Raw genomic sequence first — 18,379 nt, forward strand, 5'->3', positions numbered from 1 at the left:
CTGCGGCCACCAGGCGCACGCCGACGTCGTGGGGGCTTCCAACGTTCTGCGGGCCGGGCTGGCCCGTCGTCAAGCTCAACCAGCTTGACGAGAAGTCCCCGGATTTATCCGGGGGAGTAGTCACGTGGTGAAGGCCAGGGCGGTGGGGACCACGCCCAGGTAGACCATGTTCAGGGTCGCCGAGAGCGGCGCCCGGGGCAGTTCGTCGAGCAGCCGGCCGGTGAAGGGCAGACAGGCCACGGCGCCCGTCATGCAGCTGAACGCCGTGATCTGGAGGGGCGTTCCGTAGGAGAGGGCGGGCTTCTGCGCGATGACGCCGGTCGCGTAGGCCACCGCGGCGAGCAGGCAGAGGACGACTCCGAGGAGCGAGGTGGAGCCGCCGTCCCCGGACGACATCGACAGGCCGACGACCACCGCGCCGACGAAGGACACGGCCATGCCCGCCAGCAGCCGCGGCGGGAGCGCCTCGCCGAGCAGGCGGGCCGCGAGCAGCGTTTTCGGTATGCGGCGAACGGTCGGCCGTGTCCCGCTCAGTGGCCGGCCGCGGCCTTCACCAGGGCCACGGCCAGGCCGATCGCCGCGTCGAGCGCGCCCGCGAGCAGGGCGACGGCCGCGCCGCTGCCCATGCGGACGCCGCCGTACCAGCCCCATCCGAAGAGGCCGGCGACACTCACACCGGCCGATGCGTACAGGGCCGTGCGCAGGTCCATCACCCCCAGGGCGGAGGAGGCGATGAGGATCAGCGGGCCGACGGCGGACAGCAGCAGCGGACTGCCGACCCACAGCATGTGCCGCAGCTCGGCTCCGGTGGCGAGCCGGCCGTGGACCACCCGGTGGGCCTGCTGGTCGGCGACGAGGGTCGCCAGCCACAGTCCGACGGCGGCGGTCAGCACCGTGGCCGCGGTCCCCGCGGCGGTCACGTGCTCCGACGCGGCCAGGCCGATCACCACGGAGATCATGGTGATCGTGGCATAGAGCCGCTCCTTCAGCCGGGCCGCGGCAGCCGCCGCCACGTCTGCGGGTGCGTCGTCGACGTGATCCATACCGGCAGCCTAAGGGCTGTCCCGTAATCCCCGGTGGATCAGCGCACGGCGTCAGATGCGGTGCATCGCAAGGCGGAGGAGCGTCCCCATACCGGGCGTATTCGGGCGTTCCGACAACGCAGCGAGGTGCCGTAGCTGGCGTCGTGCGCCCGCCGGGGATTACGGGACAGCCCTTGGGCCGCAGCGGCCTGCGGGGCGGGACCGCCGAGTGCCGGGCGTGCCCTCTGTCGTGACGGGGTTTCAGCGGCCACACTGGTGGCTCGGGGGCGCGGCGCCCCCGTCACGAGGAGGCGGTGGCGTGGTGCCGGAGGACCCCGTGGGACGAACCGCTCCGTTCGTACGGCCCCAGGTGTGGGAGACGTACGGACCGGCCGATCTCAGCACCGTGCCGGTGTTCGCCGGAGGGTTCATCAACTTCGGCTACTGGCACCGCGTCGACCTCGAAGGACCGCTGTCGCAGGACGACCGGATCCGCAGCGAGCAGGACCTGTACCGGCACGTGCTCGACGCCGTCGCCCCCGACGGCGGCCGCGCCGTGGACGTCGGCTGCGGCCTCGGCCTCGGATGCGCCCTGGCCCTCGACGAGTACGGCCCCGCAACCATCACCGGGGTGGACATCCACCCCCAGCAGCTGCGGCGGGCCCGCGAGGCGAACTCCCCGCTCCTCGCCGCCCGGCCGCAGCGGCTGCGCTTCCTGCTCGGGGCGGCCGAGAGCCTGCCGCTGGCCGACGCGGAGTTCGACTGCCTCTACAGCGTTGAGGCCGTCCAGCACTTTCCGGACCTGCCGGCGTTCGCCCGCGAGGCGGCGCGGGTCCTGCGCCCGGGCGGCCGGGTGGCGGTCGCCGGATTCTTCACCGTCGACGGCGCACCCGCGCCCGAGGAGCGGCTCGCGGGGCTGCTGGAGACGTTCGCCAGCGGACTCGACATCGCCCGGCCCGTTTCCCGGCTGGCGGAGGCCCTGGCCGAGGCGGGCTTCGCCGACGTGCGGGCGGACTCGATCGGCCCGCACGTCTGGCCCGGCTGGGACCGTTGGCTCGCCCGCCTCTGGGCGCCCGGCACCTGGCCGCGGAACTTCATGGCCGCCTGGGAGCAGCGGATCCTGGACTACTACCTGGTCACCGCCGCCCGCCGGTAGCGGTCGAACGCCTCCCGGGCGTCGGGGACGAACGTCTGCAGGCCGACCAGTTCGGCCAGTTCGGCCTCGGTCACCCAGTCGTGCCGGGCGATCTCGGCGGGGTCGGGTCGCACGGGCCCGGTGACGACCACCTCGTGCAGGCCGAGCCAGTAGGGGCTGATTGCGCCCGCGCACAGGAACTTCAGCACGAAGCGGGGCCGGGCGAGTACGCCGAGCTCCTCCGCCAGCTCCCGCGCGGCGGCGGCCTCATACGACTCGGCCACGTCCACGGCCCCTCCGAGCATCCAGTTGAGGTGCCCGGGGAAGCGGGCCGCATGGTCGGGGCGGCGGTGCACGAGGATCCGCCCTTCACCGTCACGGCACACGATCGTCGCCACCCGGTGCAGCCACCCGCGGCGGATCGCCTCACCCCTGTCCACGACACCCAGCACCTCGTCCTGCTCGTCGACCCGTTCGACACGCTCACCCATGGAGCACACGATGGCACGGACGTGATCACCCGTTCGGCTCCGGGGGCCTGCGGCGGACCGTCAGGGTGACGGCGGGGCCTCCTGGAGATAGGCGGCGATCATGGCGAGGACATTGGCGATGGCCACGATGTCCTGGGTGTTCGGGCCCGGGGTGGAGGCGCCGTTGACCCCCGCGTAGAAGGGGTCGAATCGGCCACCGCCCCGGTCCAGGTACCCGGCGCCGCGAGCGCGGCCGCGGCCCGGATGCGCGCGCCGGTCACACCTGCACGCTCTCACGCGCCACCGGCACGGGGTGGTGGCGCGAGATGTTCTTGGTCAGCAGCCTCGTGGACTCGCCGACCCCGACCTCCTCGCCCCCTTCGGCCGCGGGCAGCCGCCCGTCGGCGAGCCGCAGTTCGGCGAGGGCGGTGTCCATCGCCTTGTGCGCGGCGAACAGGCACGGGGTGCTGTAGATGGCCAGGTCGACACCGAGGTCGGTCAGCTCGGTGAGCGAGAGCCGCGGTGACTTGCCGCCGGCGATCTGGTTGAACAGCAGCGGCTTGCCGCCGACGGCCTCGCGGATCCGCTCGATCCACTCCACGCTGCGGACCCCGTCGACGAGGACGACGTCCGCGTCGGTCGCCGCCAGGGCCTGCGCGCGGTGAATGATGTCGGCCTCCTCCGTCGCGTCGGTCCGGGCCACCACGACGAGGTCCTTGCGGGTCGCCAGCACCATCTCCAGCTTCTCCAGGTACTCCGTCAGTGGCAGCACCTGCTTGCCGTCGGCGTGACCGCAGCGCCGCGGGCGCTTCTGGTCCTCCAGGATCACCCCGGAGGCACCCATCCGTTCCAGGCCCTCCACGACGTGGCAGGCCACTTCCGGGTCGACGTAGCCGTCGTCGATGTCGACGAGCAGGTGGTGACGGGGGAAGGCGCCGCGCAGTCGCTGGACGAAGGCCACCATGTCGGGCCAGGCGATGAATCCGATGTCGGGCAGCCCGTAGTAGGAGGCGGCGAACCCGAATCCGGAGACGAACATCCCGTCGTAGTGCGCGGCCGCCACCGAGGCCGAGTACATGTCGTACACCCCGATGAGCGGGGTGGTGCCCGGTTCGGCGATCTGTTCCCGCAGCTTGTTCCCGTAAGTCATCGTTTGGTTCCTCCGAGGAGCGCATCGGCACAGGGAGGGCAGAGAGCCGCGCCACCAGGGCTCTTTACCCGAAGCAGATCCTTCCTTGGTGAAGAGCGGAACTTTCGCGGGTGAAGCCTTTACTCACCCCGACGGCGTAGCCGGTTCACCACAGGAACGTTGGCAGCGGGCCCAGGCCTCGGTGGGCTGCCGGCTGCCGGCAGGCAGCAGCCGGCAGCCGTGCAGGCCGAGGGGGACCCGGACGGGGATGCGGGCGCGTGCCACCGGTCCGGCCTCCGGGTCCTCGGCGGGGACGACCGGGAACCAGCTCGACCCGTCGGTACGCTCGGCGGCGAAGCTCAGCCAGTGACCGTGCCCGTCGGAGTCCCGGCCGGGGTCGGGGAACGAAGACCGGTTCACCGGCCGACAGGTGGTTCCCGGCCCGCCGGACACCGGAGCCCCCGGTCTCCGCCCAGTGAAAAGCGGTGCCCGTCGGGGTGCCGGATCGTCCCGCGCCCGGGACGGCCGGAGGGCCACCGCCGAAGGGTCAGGCGGGGGTGAACACGTCCGCGCGCGCGTCGTCGAGTACGAAGCCGTTGTCGAGGCGGACGCGGACCGTCACCCGGGGGCCGTGTTCCCGGTGAGCGGTCCACGCGGGTTCGAGGGAAGCCACCTGCTCCTCCAAGTGCCGCCTGCTCGCCGGGGGCATCTGGTGGCCGAAGTCGTCCAGGAGGGCCTTGAGCCGTGCGTACTCGCGCACCTCGTGGCTCCGCTCCCGCTCCCGGGGCGCGTCCACCCGCTCGACGGTGCCCGCGATGCCCGACGCCAGGGACAGCGAACCGACGACGGCGTCCTCGTCGGCCGGGCCGTCCTCGCCCGCCGGGCCGTCCTGGACCGTGCACACCGTCCCGGCCAGCCGGAGGTCTGCCGCCAGCTTGACCCGCTGGCCTTCCTGGAGCGTCATCGGTCGTTCACTTCTCCGGTCGGGACGGGGGCGGGGCGCCCTGCCGTGTCGGTGGCGCAGCCCAGTCTCCCACCATGTCGGGCACCATCGATCTTTCATCCGCCGTCACCGGCGTCACCGCCGTCACCGATGTCACCGAGATCGGCTGAGGCTACCCGGACGAGGGGTACCGACCCGCACGACCGGGAGCCGGCGGCAACGCCCACCGGATCGCCCGGGTCACGGCGTGGCCGCCCGCGCGGGCGGCCACGCCCGGCAACCGCTCGGCCGCGGCCCCCGAACCGGCCGTGACCGCCGTCCTCGCCCAGACCGGCAGCAGGTCCACGGCCGCCGCCGCGAGCAGCGCGTACGGCAGCCGGGCGGCCCCCGGCAGCGGCGGATCGGTGAGCAGGAATCGGGCCGTGTCCCGGGAGGCCTCCGTGGGCCGCAGCGCGGGCCGGTACCCGGCCATCCGCGCCGCCAGCTCCCGTACGTCCCGCGGCGGCCGGTCCGCGCCCAGCGCCCGGGCCACCCGCGCCGTGTCGGCGAGGTACGCGTCGCAGCCGGCCGGATCCAGCGGATGCCTGCCGTACCGCTGGTGGGCCCGCAGGAAACAGTCCACCTCGGCGACGTGGACCCAGCCCAGCAGCTCCGGGTCGTCGGCCCGGTACGGCACGCCGTCGGCCGTCCGGCCCCGGACACGGGAGTGCACCGCCCGGACACGGGCCACCGCCGCCTCGGCGTCGGCGCTCGTACCGAAAGTGGTGACCGCCAGGAAGGTGCTGGTCCGGTGCAGGCGGCCCCACGGGTCGCCGCGGTACCCGGAGTGCGCCGCCACCGCGGCCATCGCGACGGGGTGCAGCGACTGGAGCAGCAGGGCGGCGAGGCCGCCGACGAACATCGACGCGTCCCCGTGCACCCGCCTGACCGGCCGGTCCGGCGCGAACCAGCGCGGTCCGGGAGTCGCGTGGATCCGTTCCCGGTTGCGGGATCCGTCGGGCCCGGCGACGCGCAGGAACACCGCCTCGCCGGCCTGCCGCCGGAGCCGCCGGACGGCGGTCGTCGGGCTCGCCATGCGCCCAGTATGCGCTCGGCGCCGCTCCGCGGTCCCATGGACGGGAGGACGGTTGAGAGAAACCGCGACGGGCAGGTGCCCCATGTACGAGGAGGTACGTCATGGCTGCCGAGGACACGCCCGTTCCGGAAGCCGCCGCCGACACCGGCCACAGCGGTCCCTGTGTGGTGCCGGTCAGCGGCGACCTGGACCTGGACCACGCGGGCGAACTGCGGGAGACGCTCGCCGCGGCCCTCACTCAGGCCCCCGAGGGTGCCGACATCATCGTCGACCTGCGGAATTCGTCCTTCTGCGATTCCGCGGGCCTCAACGTGCTGCTGGACGCCCGGCGGCAGGGTGTCCGGACAGGACACGTCCTGCGCCTGGCAGCGCCCAGCCACCAGTTGCTGCGGCTGCTCGAACTCACCGGTTCGAACGGCTCCTTCCCGCTGGACGCCTCCGTGCCCGGCTGAGCACACCGGGACCGGTGCGCCCCCGCCGGCGGCACGCCGACCCCGACCGATCGGAGAACCCGATGAGCAGCGCCGACGAAGCCTACGGCGACGACGTCTACCAGCCGCAGGAGAGCGACGAGTCCGCCGAGGCCCAACCCGACCTGGAGAACACCCTCGACGAGCCGGGCCTCGACGACACGCTCGACACCGCCTACGTGCCCCTCGACCGCCCGCTCGCGGTCGACGACAGGGGCACGACCGCCGCCGAGGCGCGCACGGGCGAGACGCTGGAGCAGCGCCTTGCCCGGGAGCAGCCCGAGGTGTCCGACGAGGACGAGGTCTCCGACGAGGCCGGCGACGCCCTGCTGGCCGGATCGGACCGCGCGGGCCGCCTGGCCGCGGTGGACGACTCCGCCCCGCAGCGCCACATCTCCGTACTGGCCCGCGACGTCGGGATCGACGGCGGAGCGGCATCGGCCGAGGAGGCCGCGGTCCACGTCGTCGATGAACTGCCGCCCGCCGAGGACCTGGACGTCTGAGCCGCGGCGCCTCGTCCTCCTCCTCCTCCTCGGCGTCCCGGCGGTCAGATGACGTGGAAGCGCTCCCGCCCGCCCGGGGGCACCGGATGCGTGCACGCGTGATGACGGGCGACGCTGGTGGCCCCCGCTCAGTGAGCCGGTGACCACAGGTCTGTCAGATGCCCCTTGCCGGGGGTCAGGTCCCCCCAGCCGCCCGCGAGGTCCACCACCACGACGCCGGAGGTCGGGAAGCCGTCCTTCAGCCGGTCCAGCAGCTCCGCCGGGCCGCTGCCGCACAACGCGGTCGCCAGCTCGTGGATGCCCGTGTTGTGGCCGACCAACGCCAGACAGCCGAGCCCCGACCCGCGCTCGGTCAGCACGGTGACCAGCGCGTTCGGCGCCGCGTTGTAGAGCCGGTCGTCGTAGACGGCGTCCGGCGGGTCCGCCAGGGCGGGGACCAGCAGTTGCCAGGTCTGGCGCGTCCTGCGCGCGGGCGAGCACAGCGCCAGGTCCGGCCGGTAGCCGCGCTCCGCCAGCCAGCGGCCCGTACGGGGTGCGTCGGCCCTGCCGCGCTCGCCCAGGCCACGCTCGAAGTCCTCGGCGGGGTCGCCCTTCGGTACCGCCTTGGCGTGCCGGACCAGCAGCAGTCGGCTCCCGGTCGGGTGCGGTGCGGGGTCGGGGGACATGGAGTGCTCTCCCTCCGGCTGGTGCGCGTACGGTACAGGCCCATGGTGCGGTGGGTCCCGCGGGCGCGCACCCGCACCCGGCCGCCCGGCGGACTACGCTGCGAGGGATGGAACGAGCAGACGTACTCAGGCGGGTGATCGGGATCCTCACCGAGGCCCAGGACATCCGCCGGGCCGCCGAGGCCGGGGAGGACGCCGAGGGCCCGGGCGGGACGGCCGGTGTGGCCACACAGCTCCTGAACGAGATGCTGCCCTCGATCAGCGTGCCGGCCGACGCGTCGCCGCAGCAGGTGGCGACGCTGGTGGCCGAGGCCCTGGGCCCGGCCCTGCACACGATGGTCTCCGGATTCAGCCTGGCGTTCACCAGCCTCGCGATCGCCCATGACACAGGTCGCACGGACGTCTCCTCCATCGAGGTCCTCCAGGAACTCGCCCTGGAGGTCGAGGCCGGTACCTACGACGAGGGCCCCTGGGAGCACTGACCCGTACGTGGGACACAGACGTGGGACGCCGACGTGGGACCCCGACGTGGGACACAGACGTGGGACACCGACCGTCAGTCGGCGTCCTCCTCGTCCGGGTGGGACATCTTCCGCTCCTGCCGCATCCGCAGTTCCTCCGGGGTCTTGCCGGCGACCGGCTTGCTGGCCTCGGGGTGCACGGGGTCCGGTCCGGGGTGCTCCTGGGGGTGCTCCTCACGGCCCCCGGCCGGCCGCTGCCGCCTGTCCTCCGTACCCTTCATGGCTGTCGCTCCCTCGCAGATCCGATCGACGCTGACTTCGGACTTCCCCCCCACCTACCCCACCGGTCACTCGTGACACGATCGCGACACGAACGGACGTGACCACTGTGGCACGTGTCATCCCGCACGGCCTGGGAAGATGCGCAGTCATGCCGGAAACGATCAGCAGCATCGCCACCCGTGTCGCACGGCGCCGCCGCGAACCGGTCGCCGTCCAGGCCCTGCGCTCCACCGCCGCGGCCGTCATCAGCTACGTCGTGGCGCTCCGCCTGAGCAGCGAGCCCAACCCGCTGACCGCCCCGCTGACGGCCCTGCTCGTCGTGCAGGTCACGCTCTACTCCACGTTGACCACCAGCATCCGCCGGGTCAACTCGGTGGTCGTCGGCGTCCTGATCGCCATCGGGTTCAGCGCGCTGGTCGGCCTCACCTGGTGGAGCCTGGGCCTGCTGATCCTGGCGTCCCTCGTGGTGGGCCACCTCGTGCGCGTGGACGAGTTCGTCCCCGAGGTCGCGATCAGCGCCATGCTCGTCCTCGGCGTCACCCAGGTGGCGGACACCGCCTGGGACCGGGTACTGGAGACCCTCATCGGCGCGGTGGTCGGACTCCTGGTCAACCTCCTGCTGGCGCCACCCCTCTGGATCGGCCCGGCCGGCGCCGCGATCACCGACCTCGCCCTGCGCATGAGCCGGCTGCTCGACCACCTCGGAGAGGAACCCCGGGGCCCGGGCAAGGTCGAACATGCCGCCGCCCGCCTGCACGAGGCGCGCCGCCTCGACAACGACATCGCACAGGTCGACAGCGCCCTGCGGCAGGCCGAGGACAGCCTCCGGCTCAATCCGCGGGTCAAGGAGGGCCTGCTCTTCCGGCTGGTGCTGCGCACCGGCCTGGACACCCTGGAGATCTGCGCGGTGGTGCTCCGGGTGGCCTGCCGGACCCTGACCGACCTGGCCAAGGTCCGCCCCGACGGCCCGCTCTTCGAGCCCGCCACCGGCGCGGCGCTACGCGAGGTGCTGCGGCACACCGCTGTCGCCGTGGAGAGCTTCGCCCAGCTGATCACCGCCCAGGTGAGCGCCAACGCGGAGGAGGCCGAAGCCCGGCTGTCCGGTGAGCTCGCGGTGGCCAGGGCCCACCGGGACCGGCTCGCGGAGCTGCTGCTCGCCTCCGCCCGGGAGGAACCCGGGCACTGGCAGTTGCGCGGCGCGCTGCTCACCGAGATCGACCGGGTCCTCGACGAACTGGGCGTGGAGAAGCGCTCGCAGCGCCTGCTGGAGGAACTCGACCGGCACACCCGCAGCCGGCGCGCCGACGGGGTACGCGGCCGCCTGCGGGCGTGGACCCGCAGGGGCCGCGGGGCGGAGCGGCCCGGGTGACGAAGGGGGCTGCGGTGCGCGAAGGTGGGGACATGGTGAACGTACTGGGCAGCAGGATCCTGCTGCGACCGACGGACCCCGCGCGCTCGCGTGCGTTCTACGGCGAGACCCTCGGCCTCGCCGTGTACCGGGAGTTCGGCACGGGGCCGGACCGCGGCACGGTCTACTTCCTGGGCGGCGGCTTCCTCGAGGTGTCGGGACGGTCCGACGCACCGCCCGCGCCGGGCCTGCGGCTGTGGCTCCAGGTCGCCGACGTACAGGCGGCCTACGAGGAGCTGCACAGCCGCGGCGCCGAAGTGCTGCGGCCTCCGCTGCGCGAACCGTGGGGACTGGTCGAGATGTGGATCGCCGACCCCGACGGCGTGCGGATCGCCGTCGTGGAGGTCCCGGAGGACCATCCACTGCGCTTCCGTCCCTGAGTGCCAGGAGGGCCCGGCGTCAGTAGTAGTGCTTGCGGCCTCCCACGGCGTGTCCGACCGCGCCCAGCAGCCAGAGCACCAGGCCGACGACGACGAGGATCACGCCGATCGTCCAGAGGATCGAGATCCCCGTGACGAAGCCGATGATCAGCAGGATGACGCCCAGAACGATCATGACTACCTCCTGGTTCCTGTCGAACCGGTATGCAGGGCGTCTACCACGGTCGTGCGGCCTCATGCCCGCTTTCATCCGTTTCTTGCCGCCGCTGTCGTCGGGTGATCAGTCGACCCGGGGCGGCAGCCCCACGAGGCCCGTGTCGCGCAGGACGAGCTCGATCGTCCCGGCGAGGGTGCTGTCGGCGTGCCGGGCACGCTACCGGCCCCCCGGTGTGCCGGCAGCGGGGCCGGCGAGGAACTCGGTGCGGCCCGGACCCGGTTCGCCGTCCCGGTGCTCCACCGGGTCGCCCGGCCGCTGGAAATGGACGGCCGCCGGGAGCCCGGCCCGGTAGGCGTCCAGCCCGGCCCGGCAGTACGCGACCATCGGCGCGGGCAGGGCGTCCAGCGCGTACCAGCCCATGCCGTCGCACCGGTCGGGCTCCATGATCCGGGGCGGGCCCGTCCATCTGCGTACCTCGAAGAAGACGCCGACGCGGGACGAGGAGCCCGTCGGGGGACGGTGGTGCACGGTGACCGCCACCCGGACGTCCGCCGGATCGACGACGACCCCGGTCTCCTCTCGCGCCTCCCGGACGACGGCCCCGACGAAGTCCTCGTCCGCCTCCAGATGACCGGACGGCAGGTGCCACATCCCGGTCGCGTACACCGGCCCGGCCCGCCGCGACAGCAGGACCTCAAGGCCGCGGCCGCCGTCCCGGCGCAGCAGGAGATGCACGTCGAGCGGCAGCGTGTACCTGCGTGGCGCGGTCATCGGGCGCTCCCGGAGCCGTTCCAGCCGAGTTCGGTGTAGGGGCGTCCGGCGCGGATGCCCTCGAGGGCGGCACGGGCGTAGGGGACGATCGGTTCCGGCAGGGCGTCGAGGGGCCACCAGTTCCACGACACGCACCGGTCGGGCTCCCGCAGCCGGGGCTCCCCTCGCCAGCGCCGGGCCCGGAAGACCAGCTGCATGCGCGGCGGGGCATCGGGCCGGTCCCTGACGTGCACCAGGTGGACGAGGTCGACGTCGGCCGGGTCGATGACGATCCCGGCCTCTTCCTGCGCCTCCCTGACCAGACAGCCGACGGCGGACTCCTGTTCGCAGTGACCGGCGAGGAAGTGGTGCGTGGAGCCCGCGAAGGCGGAGTCGGGGTGCCGCAGCCCGAGCAGGACCTCGCCGTCGCGTTCCAGGTAGAGGTGGACGCCGACGATATGGGGGACGGGCGTGTTCGCGGACCCGGCGCGGACCGGCTCCGGGGCGTGCGCCGCGCCGTGCTCCGGGCACTGCGCCGGGCTCTGCTCGGGGCCCTGCTCTGCGGCGTGCCGGCGGATCAGGGCGAGGGTCGAGGGGTTCAGCCGCAGGCGGGGCAGGGTCCGCAGGTCGTGCCAGGCGAGCATGACCCCTTCGGTCAGGGTGAGGGTGCCCGGATCGCCGGTCCAGCGGGTGGCGAAGACCTGCACGGGGACGGTGGTGCCGTCGGCTCCTGTGGCGTGTTCCACCGCGAACGGCTCCAGGGCGCGGGGTTCGAGCCCGGCCTCCTCCCGCAGCTCCCGGCGGACGGTGTCCTCCAGGGAGGTGTCCTGCGGCTCACGGCCACCGCCGAGGAGGGCCCAGGCCCCCGGCTCCCAGATGCCCGGTACGTGGTCCCGCAGGTGGAGCAGGTACCGGCCCGCGCCGTCGTGGATCAACGCCGAGGCGTTCACCGGCTCGGTCCGGCCGTCCAGTCCGGACTCCAGCAGTCCGGCCCGCAGGGCGGGCGGGCCGACCTCGTCGAAGGGGAGCCACGCGGCTCCCGGTGCCCCTTCGGGCCGCGGTGGCGCATCGGCGCTCTCCTCCGCCAGGTGGAGCACCATGCGGAAGTCGTAGTGCCGACGGGCCGGTTCACCCCCGGCCGGCCCCGCCTGCGCGGCGTGGACGGCGATGTCGACGGGCACGTCCAGGTACTCGGCGGTACGGCACAGGGCGGCGGGCGGGATCCCCGCCTGCTCGTGGACCGCGCGCAGCGCCGCGTCGAGGAGCGTACGGTCGTCCGGCCCGACGGGCCCGCCCGGCAGGAGGAGGCTGCCGCCGGGCCGGTGGCGGACGTGCAGGACGCGTCGGTGCCGGTCGACCACGACCGCGCTGCACGTGATGCGTCCGGCCGGGGCCGTCGGGCGGGCGGGATCGACGGGGCCGGCGGGATCGGCCCCGGCGTCGAGGGCGGTCAGCAGGTCATCGAGCACCTCGCGTGCGGCGGGACGGCGTTCGAGGTGGGCGGCGACGGCGCCGCGGAGGTGGGAGCGGGTGGGCGGCACGTGAACCTCACAGGTGCGGGGGAGGGTCGGCTCCAAGAACGGCTCGGGGCGCGGCCCGTCACGGTCGGCGCGGGGGCAGTCGGTGAACGGATGTTCTGGCCGGCGGCGGCAGTCCCTCGGGACCTGGACCGGCAGCCCTGAAACTCGCTCGAACAGGGTGGGGTCACCCCTGCGGGGGATTGCCCCGTGCCGCACGGGGCAATCCCGGTACTCCCGTCCGTTCAGAACACGAGCGTCTGCCCCTGTGGTTCGGTGAGCTCGCCGGTGCACAGGCCGCAGCGCTCCACCGCCGGCCCGGGCTCACCCGTCGTGGCGGAAGCTCCAGGCCTCGATGTCGCGGTAGTGGATCGGACCGGGACCGCGGCCGATGTTGCTGCCGACCAGGTGCAGGCGCGCCGTCCGCCACCGGCGGCCGGAGAACGCGGCGAGCCCGGCGGCGGCCTCCACCACACACGCGGGATCGTTTCGGCGGGTCCGGGCCAGCGTGACGTGGGGGCGCAGCGGCCGGCCCTCGAACGGAACGCCGCATTCCTTGACGACCGCGCGCACCTCGGAGGCCAGCAGGTGCAGGCCTTCGAGGTCCCCGTCGACACCGCTCCACAGCACCCGCTCGTCGAAGTGCCCGCCGCCGCGCAGTGCCAGTTCGAGGGGCCGGCCCGCCGCCGCCAGATCCGCGAGCGGCGGTCGCAGGAGCGGGACGGTCCCGACCGGGAGCTCCCCGAGGAACGCCAGGGTGATGTGCCAGTCCTCGACGCGGTTCCAGCGCAGGCCCGGGTACGCCGCGTAGGCGGGCCGCAGCGCCCCCGCGAGCTCCTCCTTGGCGTCGTCGGGCGGGGCGAGGGCTATGAACACGCGAACGGTCGAGGGCTGGATCTGTTCCTTCACAAGCTCTTCGTACCGTACGCCGCACGCCCCGGTCATCTTTCCGGCCCGCCCGCCGACGCCGGCGGCTCAGCCGACCAGCACACCCGGGTTGAGGATGCCCCGCGGGTCGAGGACGCGTGATCACGCCGGACAGGCTCTGGCCACGTCTCCTGTGCGGCGTGATCACGGCGTACGGCGCCCAGGCCGCCCCGCATCGCCCCGGCCGGCCCGGCGCGGCTGGGGCGACGGACCTCCCGGATCGCGCGAAGGCCTGCGCCGGGACACTCGTCGATCCGGGTCTCGTGGACGAGACCGCCCCGCACCGACCCGACGTCCGCGACAACCAGTCGCTGCGGTAAGCCGTTTGACGATCCGTCACCATGCTGGCGAAAAGCGCGCGGTGCCCGTGTCCGAAACCGCCGAGGCGCTGATCAAACGCGGCGAGGCTCAAGATCACCGAATCGAGGTAATCCCTCCCCCTTCTGGTGGGTGGCCCGATGGGCGGACGGTTACTGTGCTTCCGGATCTAGAGGGATTGCCCGGGTATTCACCCTATTTTTCTTCTTTCACTGGTGACGTGCACACGCATGCGCCGATCACCGCCCGCACGAAGGAGAGGCCTGCGCGATGACCGTGGACACCAGCCCAGAGACTCAGCTGGAGCCGACCCAGCAGACCAGTCTGGGCACGGCGGCCGCCCGCAACCTTGCCACGACGACCAAGTCCGCCCCGCAGATGCAGGAGATCACCTCCCGGTGGCTGCTGAAGACGCTCCCCTGGGTGGAGACCAAGGGCGGCACCTACCGGGTCAACCGCCGCCTGACCTACACCGTCGGCGACGGCCGCATCGAGTTCCTGCAGGACGGTGCCACGGTAAGGGTGATCCCGCGCGAACTCGGCGAACTCGCCATGCTGCGGGGCTTCGAGGACGAGCAGGTGCTGGTCACGCTCGCCGACCGGTGCGTCCAGCGCGACTTCCGCGCCGGCGAGGTGCTGGTGGAGCGCGGCACGCCCGCCGAGGGCATCCACCTGATCGCCCACGGCCGCATCAGCCAGACCTCGGTCGGCAAGTACGGTGACGAAGTCGCCGTCGCGGTACTGGCCGACGGCGACCGCTTCGGTGAGAACGCGCTGCTGGACGCCGATGCGACCGCCGACTACACGGCCACCGCCGAGACCTCCGGCACCCTGCTCACCCTCTCCCGTGCCGACTTCGCCGCCGTGCTCGACGCGGCGCCGAACCTCCGTGCCCACGTCGAGCGGTTCGGCTCCCTGCCGCACCAGCGGCAGAACAAGCACGGCGAGGCCGAGATCGCCATGTCCGCCGGCCACACCGGTGAGGCCGCCCTCCCCGGCACCTTCGTCGACTACGAACTCAAGCCGCGCGAGTACGAACTCTCCATCGCCCAGACCGTGCTGCGGGTCCACACGCGCGTCGCCGACCTCTACAACGGACCGCACAACCAGACCGAGGAGCAACTCCGGCTCACCATCGAGGCGCTGCGTGAGCGCCAGGAGTACGAGCTCATCAACAACCGGGAGTTCGGCCTCCTCCACAATGCCGACTTCAAGCAGCGCATCCAGACCCACTCGGGGCCGCCCACCCCGGACGACATGGACGAACTGCTCTGCCGCCGTCGCGGCACCAGGTTCTTCTTCGCCCACCCCAAGACGATCGCGGCGATCGGGCGCGAGTTCAACGCCCGCGGGCTCTACCCGGACCACGTCGACCTCGGCGGCCAGCAGGTGCCGGCCTGGCGCGGGGTGCCGATCCTGCCCTGCAGCAAGATCCCCATCAGCAAGGAGAACACCAGCTCCATCCTCGCCATGCGTACGGGCGAGGACAACCAGGGCGTCATCGGCCTGCACCAGACGGGGCTGCCGGAGGAGTACGAGCCCGGCCTCTCCGTGCGCTTCATGGGCATCAGCGAGCAGGCGATCATCTCGTACCTCGTCACCACCTACTACTCCGCCGCGATCCTGGTGCCCGACGCGCTCGGTGTGATGGAGAACGTCCAGATCGGCCGCCGACGCGACTGACGCGCGGCCGCCGTCAGCCCGGCCCCTCCCGGACAGGCCGATCGCGTCCGGGAGGGGCCGGGACAGCCCACCCCATCACCTAGGAGCCACGGATGCCCGTTCCCGGGCCTTCCCCCGCGCAGTCGAGCCTGCCTGCCGCCGCGGCCCGTTTCGGTGCCCACGGTCACGGCCGCGGCGCCGAGGCAGTCCCCGCGGGTAAACCCGCGCTGCCGACGGGGCCGGCGCTGCCCTTCGGACCGGCGGCCCGGCCCCTCCACCCCGTCCCCCCTCCCGTCCCGGCTCCCACTCCCGTCCCCGTTTCCCCTCCCGTCCCCGCTTCCGTGCCAGGGTCCGAGGCAGTGCCCGCACCGGCCGAGGGGGCGGGGGGTGACCTGGTGGCGGAGCCGCCACGGCGGGCCGCCGCTGCCACGGCCGCACCGAGCCCGGCACCGAGCCCGGCACCGAACCCCGCCCTGGAGCGGATCATCCGGGGTCCCAGCGGTGTGGGTACGGCGGGACTGTTCTTCACGCCCCGCCCGGCACCTCCCGCGGCGCAGCCCGCCGTGCCGTCGGCACCGGAGCTGCCCGCGCCCCCGCCCGCGGCGGAGGGCCGGCCGATCCCCGGCCTCTACCACCACCCCGTCCCGGAGCCCGACCCCGCCCGCGTGGCGGAGGTCAGCCGCCGGATCAAGCGCTGGGCGGTGGACGAGGTGGAGGCGTACCCGCCGGAGTGGGAGGATCAGTTCGACGGCTTCTCCGTGGGCCGCTACATGGTCGCCTGCCACCCCGACGCGCCGACCGTCGACCACCTCATGATCGCCACCAGGCTGATGGTCGCCGAGAACGTGGTCGACGACTGCTACTGCGAGGACCACGGAGGTTCGCCGGTAGGACTAGGAGGAAGGCTTCTGCTGGCGCACACCGCGCTGGACCCGGTCCACACGACGGCGGAGTACCAGCCGGCGTGGGCGCAGTCGCTCCTCTCGGACGCGCCGCGGCGCTCCTACCGCTCGGCCATGGAGTACTTCACGCAGGCGGCGACCCCGTCGCAGGCCGACCGGTACCGGCACGACATGGCCCGGCTGCACCTGGGATACCTCGCCGAGGCCGCCTGGGCCGAGACGAAGTACGTGCCGGAGGTGTCCGAGTACCTGGCGATGCGCCAGTTCAACAACTTCCGCCCCTGCCCCACCATCACCGACACCGTGGGCGGTTACGAACTGCCGGCCGATCTGCACGCCATGCCCGCCATGCAACGGGTCATCGCGCTCGCGGGCAACGCCACCACCATCTCCAACGACCTCTACTCGTACACCAAGGAACTCGAGAGCCCCGGCCTGCACCTGAACCTGCCGGTGGTCATCGCCGCGCGGGAGGGCCTCTCCGACAAGGAGGCCTACCTGAAGGCGGTCGAGGTCCACAACGACCTCATGCACGCCTTCGAGGCCGCGGCCGCCGAACTGGCCCTGTCCTGCCCCGATCCACGCGTCGTCCGTTTCCTCCGGGGAGTGGCCGTCTGGGTCGACGGCAACCACTACTGGCACCGGACCAACACATACCGCTACAGCCTGCCCGACTTCTGGTAAGGATGGATATATTCGTGACCAGCACCGATCTCACCGTTACCGCCCCCACTTCCGCCGCTTCCGCCTTCATTCCCGCCCCGGCGACGCCCTACCAGGGGGACATCGCCCGTTACTGGGACCACGAGGCCCGGCCGGTGAACCTGCGCCTCGGCGATGTCGACGGCCTCTACCACCACCACTACGGCATCGGTGACATCGACCACGAGGCCCTCGGGGACACCGAGGACAGCGCATACGAGAAGAAGCTGATCGCCGAGCTCCACCGCCTGGAGTCCGCACAGGCGGACGTCCTGCTGAACCACCTCGGCTCCATCGGACGCGACGACACCGTCGTGGACGCCGGCTGCGGCCGCGGCGGTTCGATGGTCATGGCCCACCAGCGGTTCGGGTGCAAGGTGGAGGGCGTGACCCTCTCGGCCAAGCAGGCCGACTTCGCGAACCAGCGCGCCCGTGAACTCGGCATCGACGACTCCGTCCGCGCCCGCGTCTGCAACATGCTCAGCACGCCGTTCGAGACCGGGCAGGCCGCCGCCTCCTGGAACAACGAGTCGAGCATGTACGTCGACCTGCACGACCTGTTCGCCGAGCACTCCCGCGTCCTCGCGGTCGGCGGCCGGTACGTGACCATCACCGGTTGCTGGAACCCGCGCTACGGCCAGCCCTCGAAGTGGGTCTCGCAGATCAACGCGCACTTCGAGTGCAACATCCACTCCCGCCGCGAGTACATGCGGGCTATGGCCGACAACCGTCTCGTGCCGCAGGCCGTCATCGACCTGACCCCCCAGACGCTGCCCTACTGGGAGCTGCGCGCGACGTCCTCACTGGTCACGGGCATCGAGGAGGCGTTCATCAACTCCTACAGGGACGGCTCCTTCCAGTACGTCCTGATCGCGGCCGACCGCGTCTGACCGCGTCTGACGCCGGAGCGAGGGGGAGGCCGGGCCCGTGACCACGGGCCCGGCCCGACGGCGCGTGGGGCGGCCGTCGACGCAGCAGGTCCGGACGCCGGTCCGGGCCCGGGCCCGGACCGGGGACGCGGCGGACCCCGAGCGCCTGATCGCCGCCGCACGGGGCGCGGTGGCGATCCACCACTGCGCCGCACCGCCCTACCGCCGCCGGGTCCGCGCATGGCCGACGCTCGTCGCCTGCGCCGGCCGGCCGGCGGCGAGTTCGATGCCCGGGCGACGGACCCCGGACACCAGGAGGCCGTACGCGCCGTCCAGGGGCTGCACGGCACCTCCGTGGCCGGACTGCTCCTCAGCATGGGCCCGAACAGCGTCAGTTAGGTGTTCGCTCTGCACGGCGAGAGCTATGCGCTGGACTCCGCGTGCTCCGGCGGGCTGATGGCCGTCGCCAACGCGGGGGGGATGGGCCGGGCCAGTCCGGGCGGAAGCCACCCGACCGGCCCGAGGAAACACGGGGGAACGGGAGGTGCCCGCCCGGTTCGACGGGGGATGCAAACCGGGCGGGAGCTCTCAACTCGCCCTGCCGAGCTTACTGTAGACGGCGGCCACCTGGG

24 protein-coding genes and 1 pseudogene are annotated in these 18,379 nt (G+C 72.9%); 11 read left to right on the forward strand and 14 right to left on the reverse strand.

From position 1 onward, the window contains the following. Window positions 1–123 precede the first annotated feature (123 nt). Window positions 124–492, reverse strand: a pseudogene (locus ACIPXC_RS23790) (EamA family transporter); the annotation flags it as partial. A 38-nt stretch (window positions 493–530) separates the two neighbouring features. Continuing rightward, window positions 531–1,043, reverse strand: a complete 513-nt coding sequence (locus ACIPXC_RS23795; RefSeq protein ID WP_401621650.1) for a hypothetical protein — start codon at window positions 1,041–1,043, stop codon at window positions 531–533. Window positions 1,044–1,359: 316 nt separating this feature from the next. On the opposite strand from ACIPXC_RS23795, the gene ACIPXC_RS23800 reads away from it, so the two are divergent. Then, a complete protein-coding gene (locus tag ACIPXC_RS23800; protein WP_401621653.1) occupies window positions 1,360–2,178 on the forward strand; it encodes a class I SAM-dependent methyltransferase in 819 nt (272 codons plus the stop codon). Here ACIPXC_RS23800 and ACIPXC_RS23805 read toward each other — a convergent pair. The 6 genes from ACIPXC_RS23805 to ACIPXC_RS23830 form a co-directional block, all read right to left on the reverse strand. Then, window positions 2,151–2,648: an NUDIX hydrolase gene (locus tag ACIPXC_RS23805; protein WP_401621656.1), complete on the reverse strand. Its 498-nt coding sequence runs from the start codon at window positions 2,646–2,648 to the stop codon at window positions 2,151–2,153. The genes ACIPXC_RS23800 and ACIPXC_RS23805 overlap by 28 nt on opposite strands. Window positions 2,649–2,708: 60 nt before the next feature. Further along, entirely contained in the window at window positions 2,709–2,924 is a 216-nt protein-coding gene (locus ACIPXC_RS23810; protein ID WP_401621658.1) for a hypothetical protein, read from the reverse strand. Next, complete coding sequence (locus tag ACIPXC_RS23815) at window positions 2,905–3,777, reverse strand: oxaloacetate decarboxylase (protein WP_401621661.1); 873 nt, start codon at window positions 3,775–3,777, stop codon at window positions 2,905–2,907. Before ACIPXC_RS23815 ends, ACIPXC_RS23810 begins: the two co-directional genes overlap by 20 nt. 123 nt (window positions 3,778–3,900) lie before the next feature. Continuing rightward, window positions 3,901–4,176, reverse strand: a complete 276-nt coding sequence (locus ACIPXC_RS23820) for a carotenoid oxygenase family protein (protein WP_401621664.1) — start codon at window positions 4,174–4,176, stop codon at window positions 3,901–3,903. A gap of 127 nt (window positions 4,177–4,303) precedes the next feature. Then, window positions 4,304–4,720: a hypothetical protein gene (locus ACIPXC_RS23825; protein ID WP_401621667.1), complete on the reverse strand. Its 417-nt coding sequence runs from the start codon at window positions 4,718–4,720 to the stop codon at window positions 4,304–4,306. A 151-nt stretch (window positions 4,721–4,871) separates the two neighbouring features. Next, complete coding sequence (locus tag ACIPXC_RS23830; protein WP_401621670.1) at window positions 4,872–5,774, reverse strand: oxygenase MpaB family protein; 903 nt, start codon at window positions 5,772–5,774, stop codon at window positions 4,872–4,874. A 101-nt stretch (window positions 5,775–5,875) separates the two neighbouring features. Here ACIPXC_RS23830 and ACIPXC_RS23835 point away from each other — a divergent pair, with 101 nt between their 5' ends. After that, window positions 5,876–6,226: an STAS domain-containing protein gene (locus ACIPXC_RS23835; RefSeq protein ID WP_401621673.1), complete on the forward strand. Its 351-nt coding sequence runs from the start codon at window positions 5,876–5,878 to the stop codon at window positions 6,224–6,226. A 62-nt stretch (window positions 6,227–6,288) separates the two neighbouring features. Next, window positions 6,289–6,747: a DUF5709 domain-containing protein gene (locus tag ACIPXC_RS23840; RefSeq protein WP_401621676.1), complete on the forward strand. Its 459-nt coding sequence runs from the start codon at window positions 6,289–6,291 to the stop codon at window positions 6,745–6,747. 128 nt (window positions 6,748–6,875) lie between these two features. On the opposite strand, the gene ACIPXC_RS23845 is transcribed toward ACIPXC_RS23840, so the two are convergent. Then, window positions 6,876–7,412, reverse strand: a complete 537-nt coding sequence (locus tag ACIPXC_RS23845) for a SixA phosphatase family protein (RefSeq protein WP_401621679.1) — start codon at window positions 7,410–7,412, stop codon at window positions 6,876–6,878. A 107-nt stretch (window positions 7,413–7,519) separates the two neighbouring features. Between ACIPXC_RS23845 and ACIPXC_RS23850 the strand changes: the two genes are divergently transcribed. After that, complete coding sequence (locus ACIPXC_RS23850) at window positions 7,520–7,894, forward strand: hypothetical protein (RefSeq protein WP_401621682.1); 375 nt, start codon at window positions 7,520–7,522, stop codon at window positions 7,892–7,894. Between the two features lie 74 nt (window positions 7,895–7,968). Here the strand turns inward: ACIPXC_RS23850 and ACIPXC_RS23855 are convergent, their stop codons facing one another. After that, the gene (locus tag ACIPXC_RS23855; protein ID WP_401621685.1) at window positions 7,969–8,154 is read right to left on the reverse strand and encodes a hypothetical protein; all 186 of its coding nucleotides are present in this window, start codon (window positions 8,152–8,154) and stop codon (window positions 7,969–7,971) included. Window positions 8,155–8,303: 149 nt separating this feature from the next. Between ACIPXC_RS23855 and ACIPXC_RS23860 the strand changes: the two genes are divergently transcribed. Further along, complete coding sequence (locus ACIPXC_RS23860) at window positions 8,304–9,524, forward strand: aromatic acid exporter family protein (protein ID WP_401621688.1); 1,221 nt, start codon at window positions 8,304–8,306, stop codon at window positions 9,522–9,524. Between the two features lie 32 nt (window positions 9,525–9,556). Then, entirely contained in the window at window positions 9,557–9,943 is a 387-nt protein-coding gene (locus ACIPXC_RS23865; protein WP_401621690.1) for a VOC family protein, read from the forward strand. 19 nt (window positions 9,944–9,962) lie between these two features. On the opposite strand, the gene ACIPXC_RS23870 is transcribed toward ACIPXC_RS23865, so the two are convergent. The 4 genes from ACIPXC_RS23870 to thpR all read right to left on the reverse strand — a co-directional run bounded on the left by ACIPXC_RS23870 (window position 9,963) and on the right by thpR (window position 13,276). Then, a complete protein-coding gene (locus ACIPXC_RS23870) occupies window positions 9,963–10,118 on the reverse strand; it encodes a DUF6131 family protein (protein WP_172671261.1) in 156 nt (51 codons plus the stop codon). A 198-nt stretch (window positions 10,119–10,316) separates the two neighbouring features. Beyond that, window positions 10,317–10,871, reverse strand: a complete 555-nt coding sequence (locus ACIPXC_RS23875) for an NUDIX domain-containing protein (RefSeq protein WP_401621693.1) — start codon at window positions 10,869–10,871, stop codon at window positions 10,317–10,319. Further along, window positions 10,868–12,391 carry an NUDIX domain-containing protein gene (locus tag ACIPXC_RS23880; protein ID WP_401621696.1) on the reverse strand — a complete coding sequence of 508 codons (1,524 nt, stop codon included), beginning with the start codon at window positions 12,389–12,391 and terminating at the stop codon, window positions 10,868–10,870. Before ACIPXC_RS23880 ends, ACIPXC_RS23875 begins: the two co-directional genes overlap by 4 nt. 300 nt (window positions 12,392–12,691) lie before the next feature. After that, window positions 12,692–13,276 (reverse strand): RNA 2',3'-cyclic phosphodiesterase, encoded by a 585-nt coding sequence (gene thpR / locus ACIPXC_RS23885; RefSeq protein WP_401621699.1) that lies wholly within the window; start codon window positions 13,274–13,276, stop codon window positions 12,692–12,694. Window positions 13,277–13,434: 158 nt separating this feature from the next. Between thpR and ACIPXC_RS23890 the strand changes: the two genes are divergently transcribed. The 5 genes from ACIPXC_RS23890 to ACIPXC_RS23910 all read left to right on the forward strand — a co-directional run bounded on the left by ACIPXC_RS23890 (window position 13,435) and on the right by ACIPXC_RS23910 (window position 18,146). Beyond that, complete coding sequence (locus ACIPXC_RS23890; protein WP_401621702.1) at window positions 13,435–13,614, forward strand: hypothetical protein; 180 nt, start codon at window positions 13,435–13,437, stop codon at window positions 13,612–13,614. Between the two features lie 268 nt (window positions 13,615–13,882). Beyond that, the gene (locus ACIPXC_RS23895; protein ID WP_401621705.1) at window positions 13,883–15,295 is read left to right on the forward strand and encodes a family 2B encapsulin nanocompartment shell protein; all 1,413 of its coding nucleotides are present in this window, start codon (window positions 13,883–13,885) and stop codon (window positions 15,293–15,295) included. Between the two features lie 92 nt (window positions 15,296–15,387). Continuing rightward, window positions 15,388–16,860: a family 2 encapsulin nanocompartment cargo protein terpene cyclase gene (locus ACIPXC_RS23900; protein WP_401621708.1), complete on the forward strand. Its 1,473-nt coding sequence runs from the start codon at window positions 15,388–15,390 to the stop codon at window positions 16,858–16,860. Between the two features lie 2 nt (window positions 16,861–16,862). Continuing rightward, on the forward strand, window positions 16,863–17,768 hold the full coding sequence (locus ACIPXC_RS23905; RefSeq protein WP_401621710.1) for a geranyl diphosphate 2-C-methyltransferase: 906 nt from the start codon (window positions 16,863–16,865) through the stop codon (window positions 17,766–17,768). A gap of 219 nt (window positions 17,769–17,987) precedes the next feature. Next, window positions 17,988–18,146: a hypothetical protein gene (locus tag ACIPXC_RS23910; protein ID WP_401621713.1), complete on the forward strand. Its 159-nt coding sequence runs from the start codon at window positions 17,988–17,990 to the stop codon at window positions 18,144–18,146. Window positions 18,147–18,379 lie beyond the last annotated feature (233 nt).

Origin of the sequence: Streptomyces sp. NPDC090021 (assembly GCF_044748225.1) — a bacterium.
Lineage (GTDB): Bacteria > Actinomycetota > Actinomycetes > Streptomycetales > Streptomycetaceae > Streptomyces.

Excerpts from the sequence above, each read along its gene's own strand:
- ACIPXC_RS23840 (WP_401621676.1), top strand. The coding sequence starts at position 6,289 with ATGAGCAGCGCCGACGAAGCCTACGGCGACGACGTCTACCAGCCGCAG.
- ACIPXC_RS23845 (WP_401621679.1), bottom strand. The coding sequence starts at position 7,412 with ATGTCCCCCGACCCCGCACCGCACCCGACCGGGAGCCGACTGCTGCTG.
- ACIPXC_RS23865 (WP_401621690.1), top strand. The coding sequence starts at position 9,557 with ATGGTGAACGTACTGGGCAGCAGGATCCTGCTGCGACCGACGGACCCC.
- ACIPXC_RS23875 (WP_401621693.1), bottom strand. The coding sequence starts at position 10,871 with ATGACCGCGCCACGCAGGTACACGCTGCCGCTCGACGTGCATCTCCTG.
- ACIPXC_RS23895 (WP_401621705.1), top strand. The coding sequence starts at position 13,883 with ATGACCGTGGACACCAGCCCAGAGACTCAGCTGGAGCCGACCCAGCAG.
- ACIPXC_RS23855 (WP_401621685.1), bottom strand. The coding sequence starts at position 8,154 with ATGAAGGGTACGGAGGACAGGCGGCAGCGGCCGGCCGGGGGCCGTGAG.
- ACIPXC_RS23860 (WP_401621688.1), top strand. The coding sequence starts at position 8,304 with ATGCCGGAAACGATCAGCAGCATCGCCACCCGTGTCGCACGGCGCCGC.
- ACIPXC_RS23835 (WP_401621673.1), top strand. The coding sequence starts at position 5,876 with ATGGCTGCCGAGGACACGCCCGTTCCGGAAGCCGCCGCCGACACCGGC.
- ACIPXC_RS23910 (WP_401621713.1), top strand. The coding sequence starts at position 17,988 with ATGGCCGACGCTCGTCGCCTGCGCCGGCCGGCCGGCGGCGAGTTCGAT.
- ACIPXC_RS23900 (WP_401621708.1), top strand. The coding sequence starts at position 15,388 with ATGCCCGTTCCCGGGCCTTCCCCCGCGCAGTCGAGCCTGCCTGCCGCC.
- ACIPXC_RS23795 (WP_401621650.1), bottom strand. The coding sequence starts at position 1,043 with ATGGATCACGTCGACGACGCACCCGCAGACGTGGCGGCGGCTGCCGCG.
- ACIPXC_RS23815 (WP_401621661.1), bottom strand. The coding sequence starts at position 3,777 with ATGACTTACGGGAACAAGCTGCGGGAACAGATCGCCGAACCGGGCACC.
- ACIPXC_RS23830 (WP_401621670.1), bottom strand. The coding sequence starts at position 5,774 with ATGGCGAGCCCGACGACCGCCGTCCGGCGGCTCCGGCGGCAGGCCGGC.
- ACIPXC_RS23870 (WP_172671261.1), bottom strand. The coding sequence starts at position 10,118 with ATGATCGTTCTGGGCGTCATCCTGCTGATCATCGGCTTCGTCACGGGG.
- ACIPXC_RS23825 (WP_401621667.1), bottom strand. The coding sequence starts at position 4,720 with ATGACGCTCCAGGAAGGCCAGCGGGTCAAGCTGGCGGCAGACCTCCGG.
- ACIPXC_RS23850 (WP_401621682.1), top strand. The coding sequence starts at position 7,520 with ATGGAACGAGCAGACGTACTCAGGCGGGTGATCGGGATCCTCACCGAG.
- ACIPXC_RS23905 (WP_401621710.1), top strand. The coding sequence starts at position 16,863 with ATGGATATATTCGTGACCAGCACCGATCTCACCGTTACCGCCCCCACT.
- ACIPXC_RS23805 (WP_401621656.1), bottom strand. The coding sequence starts at position 2,648 with ATGGGTGAGCGTGTCGAACGGGTCGACGAGCAGGACGAGGTGCTGGGT.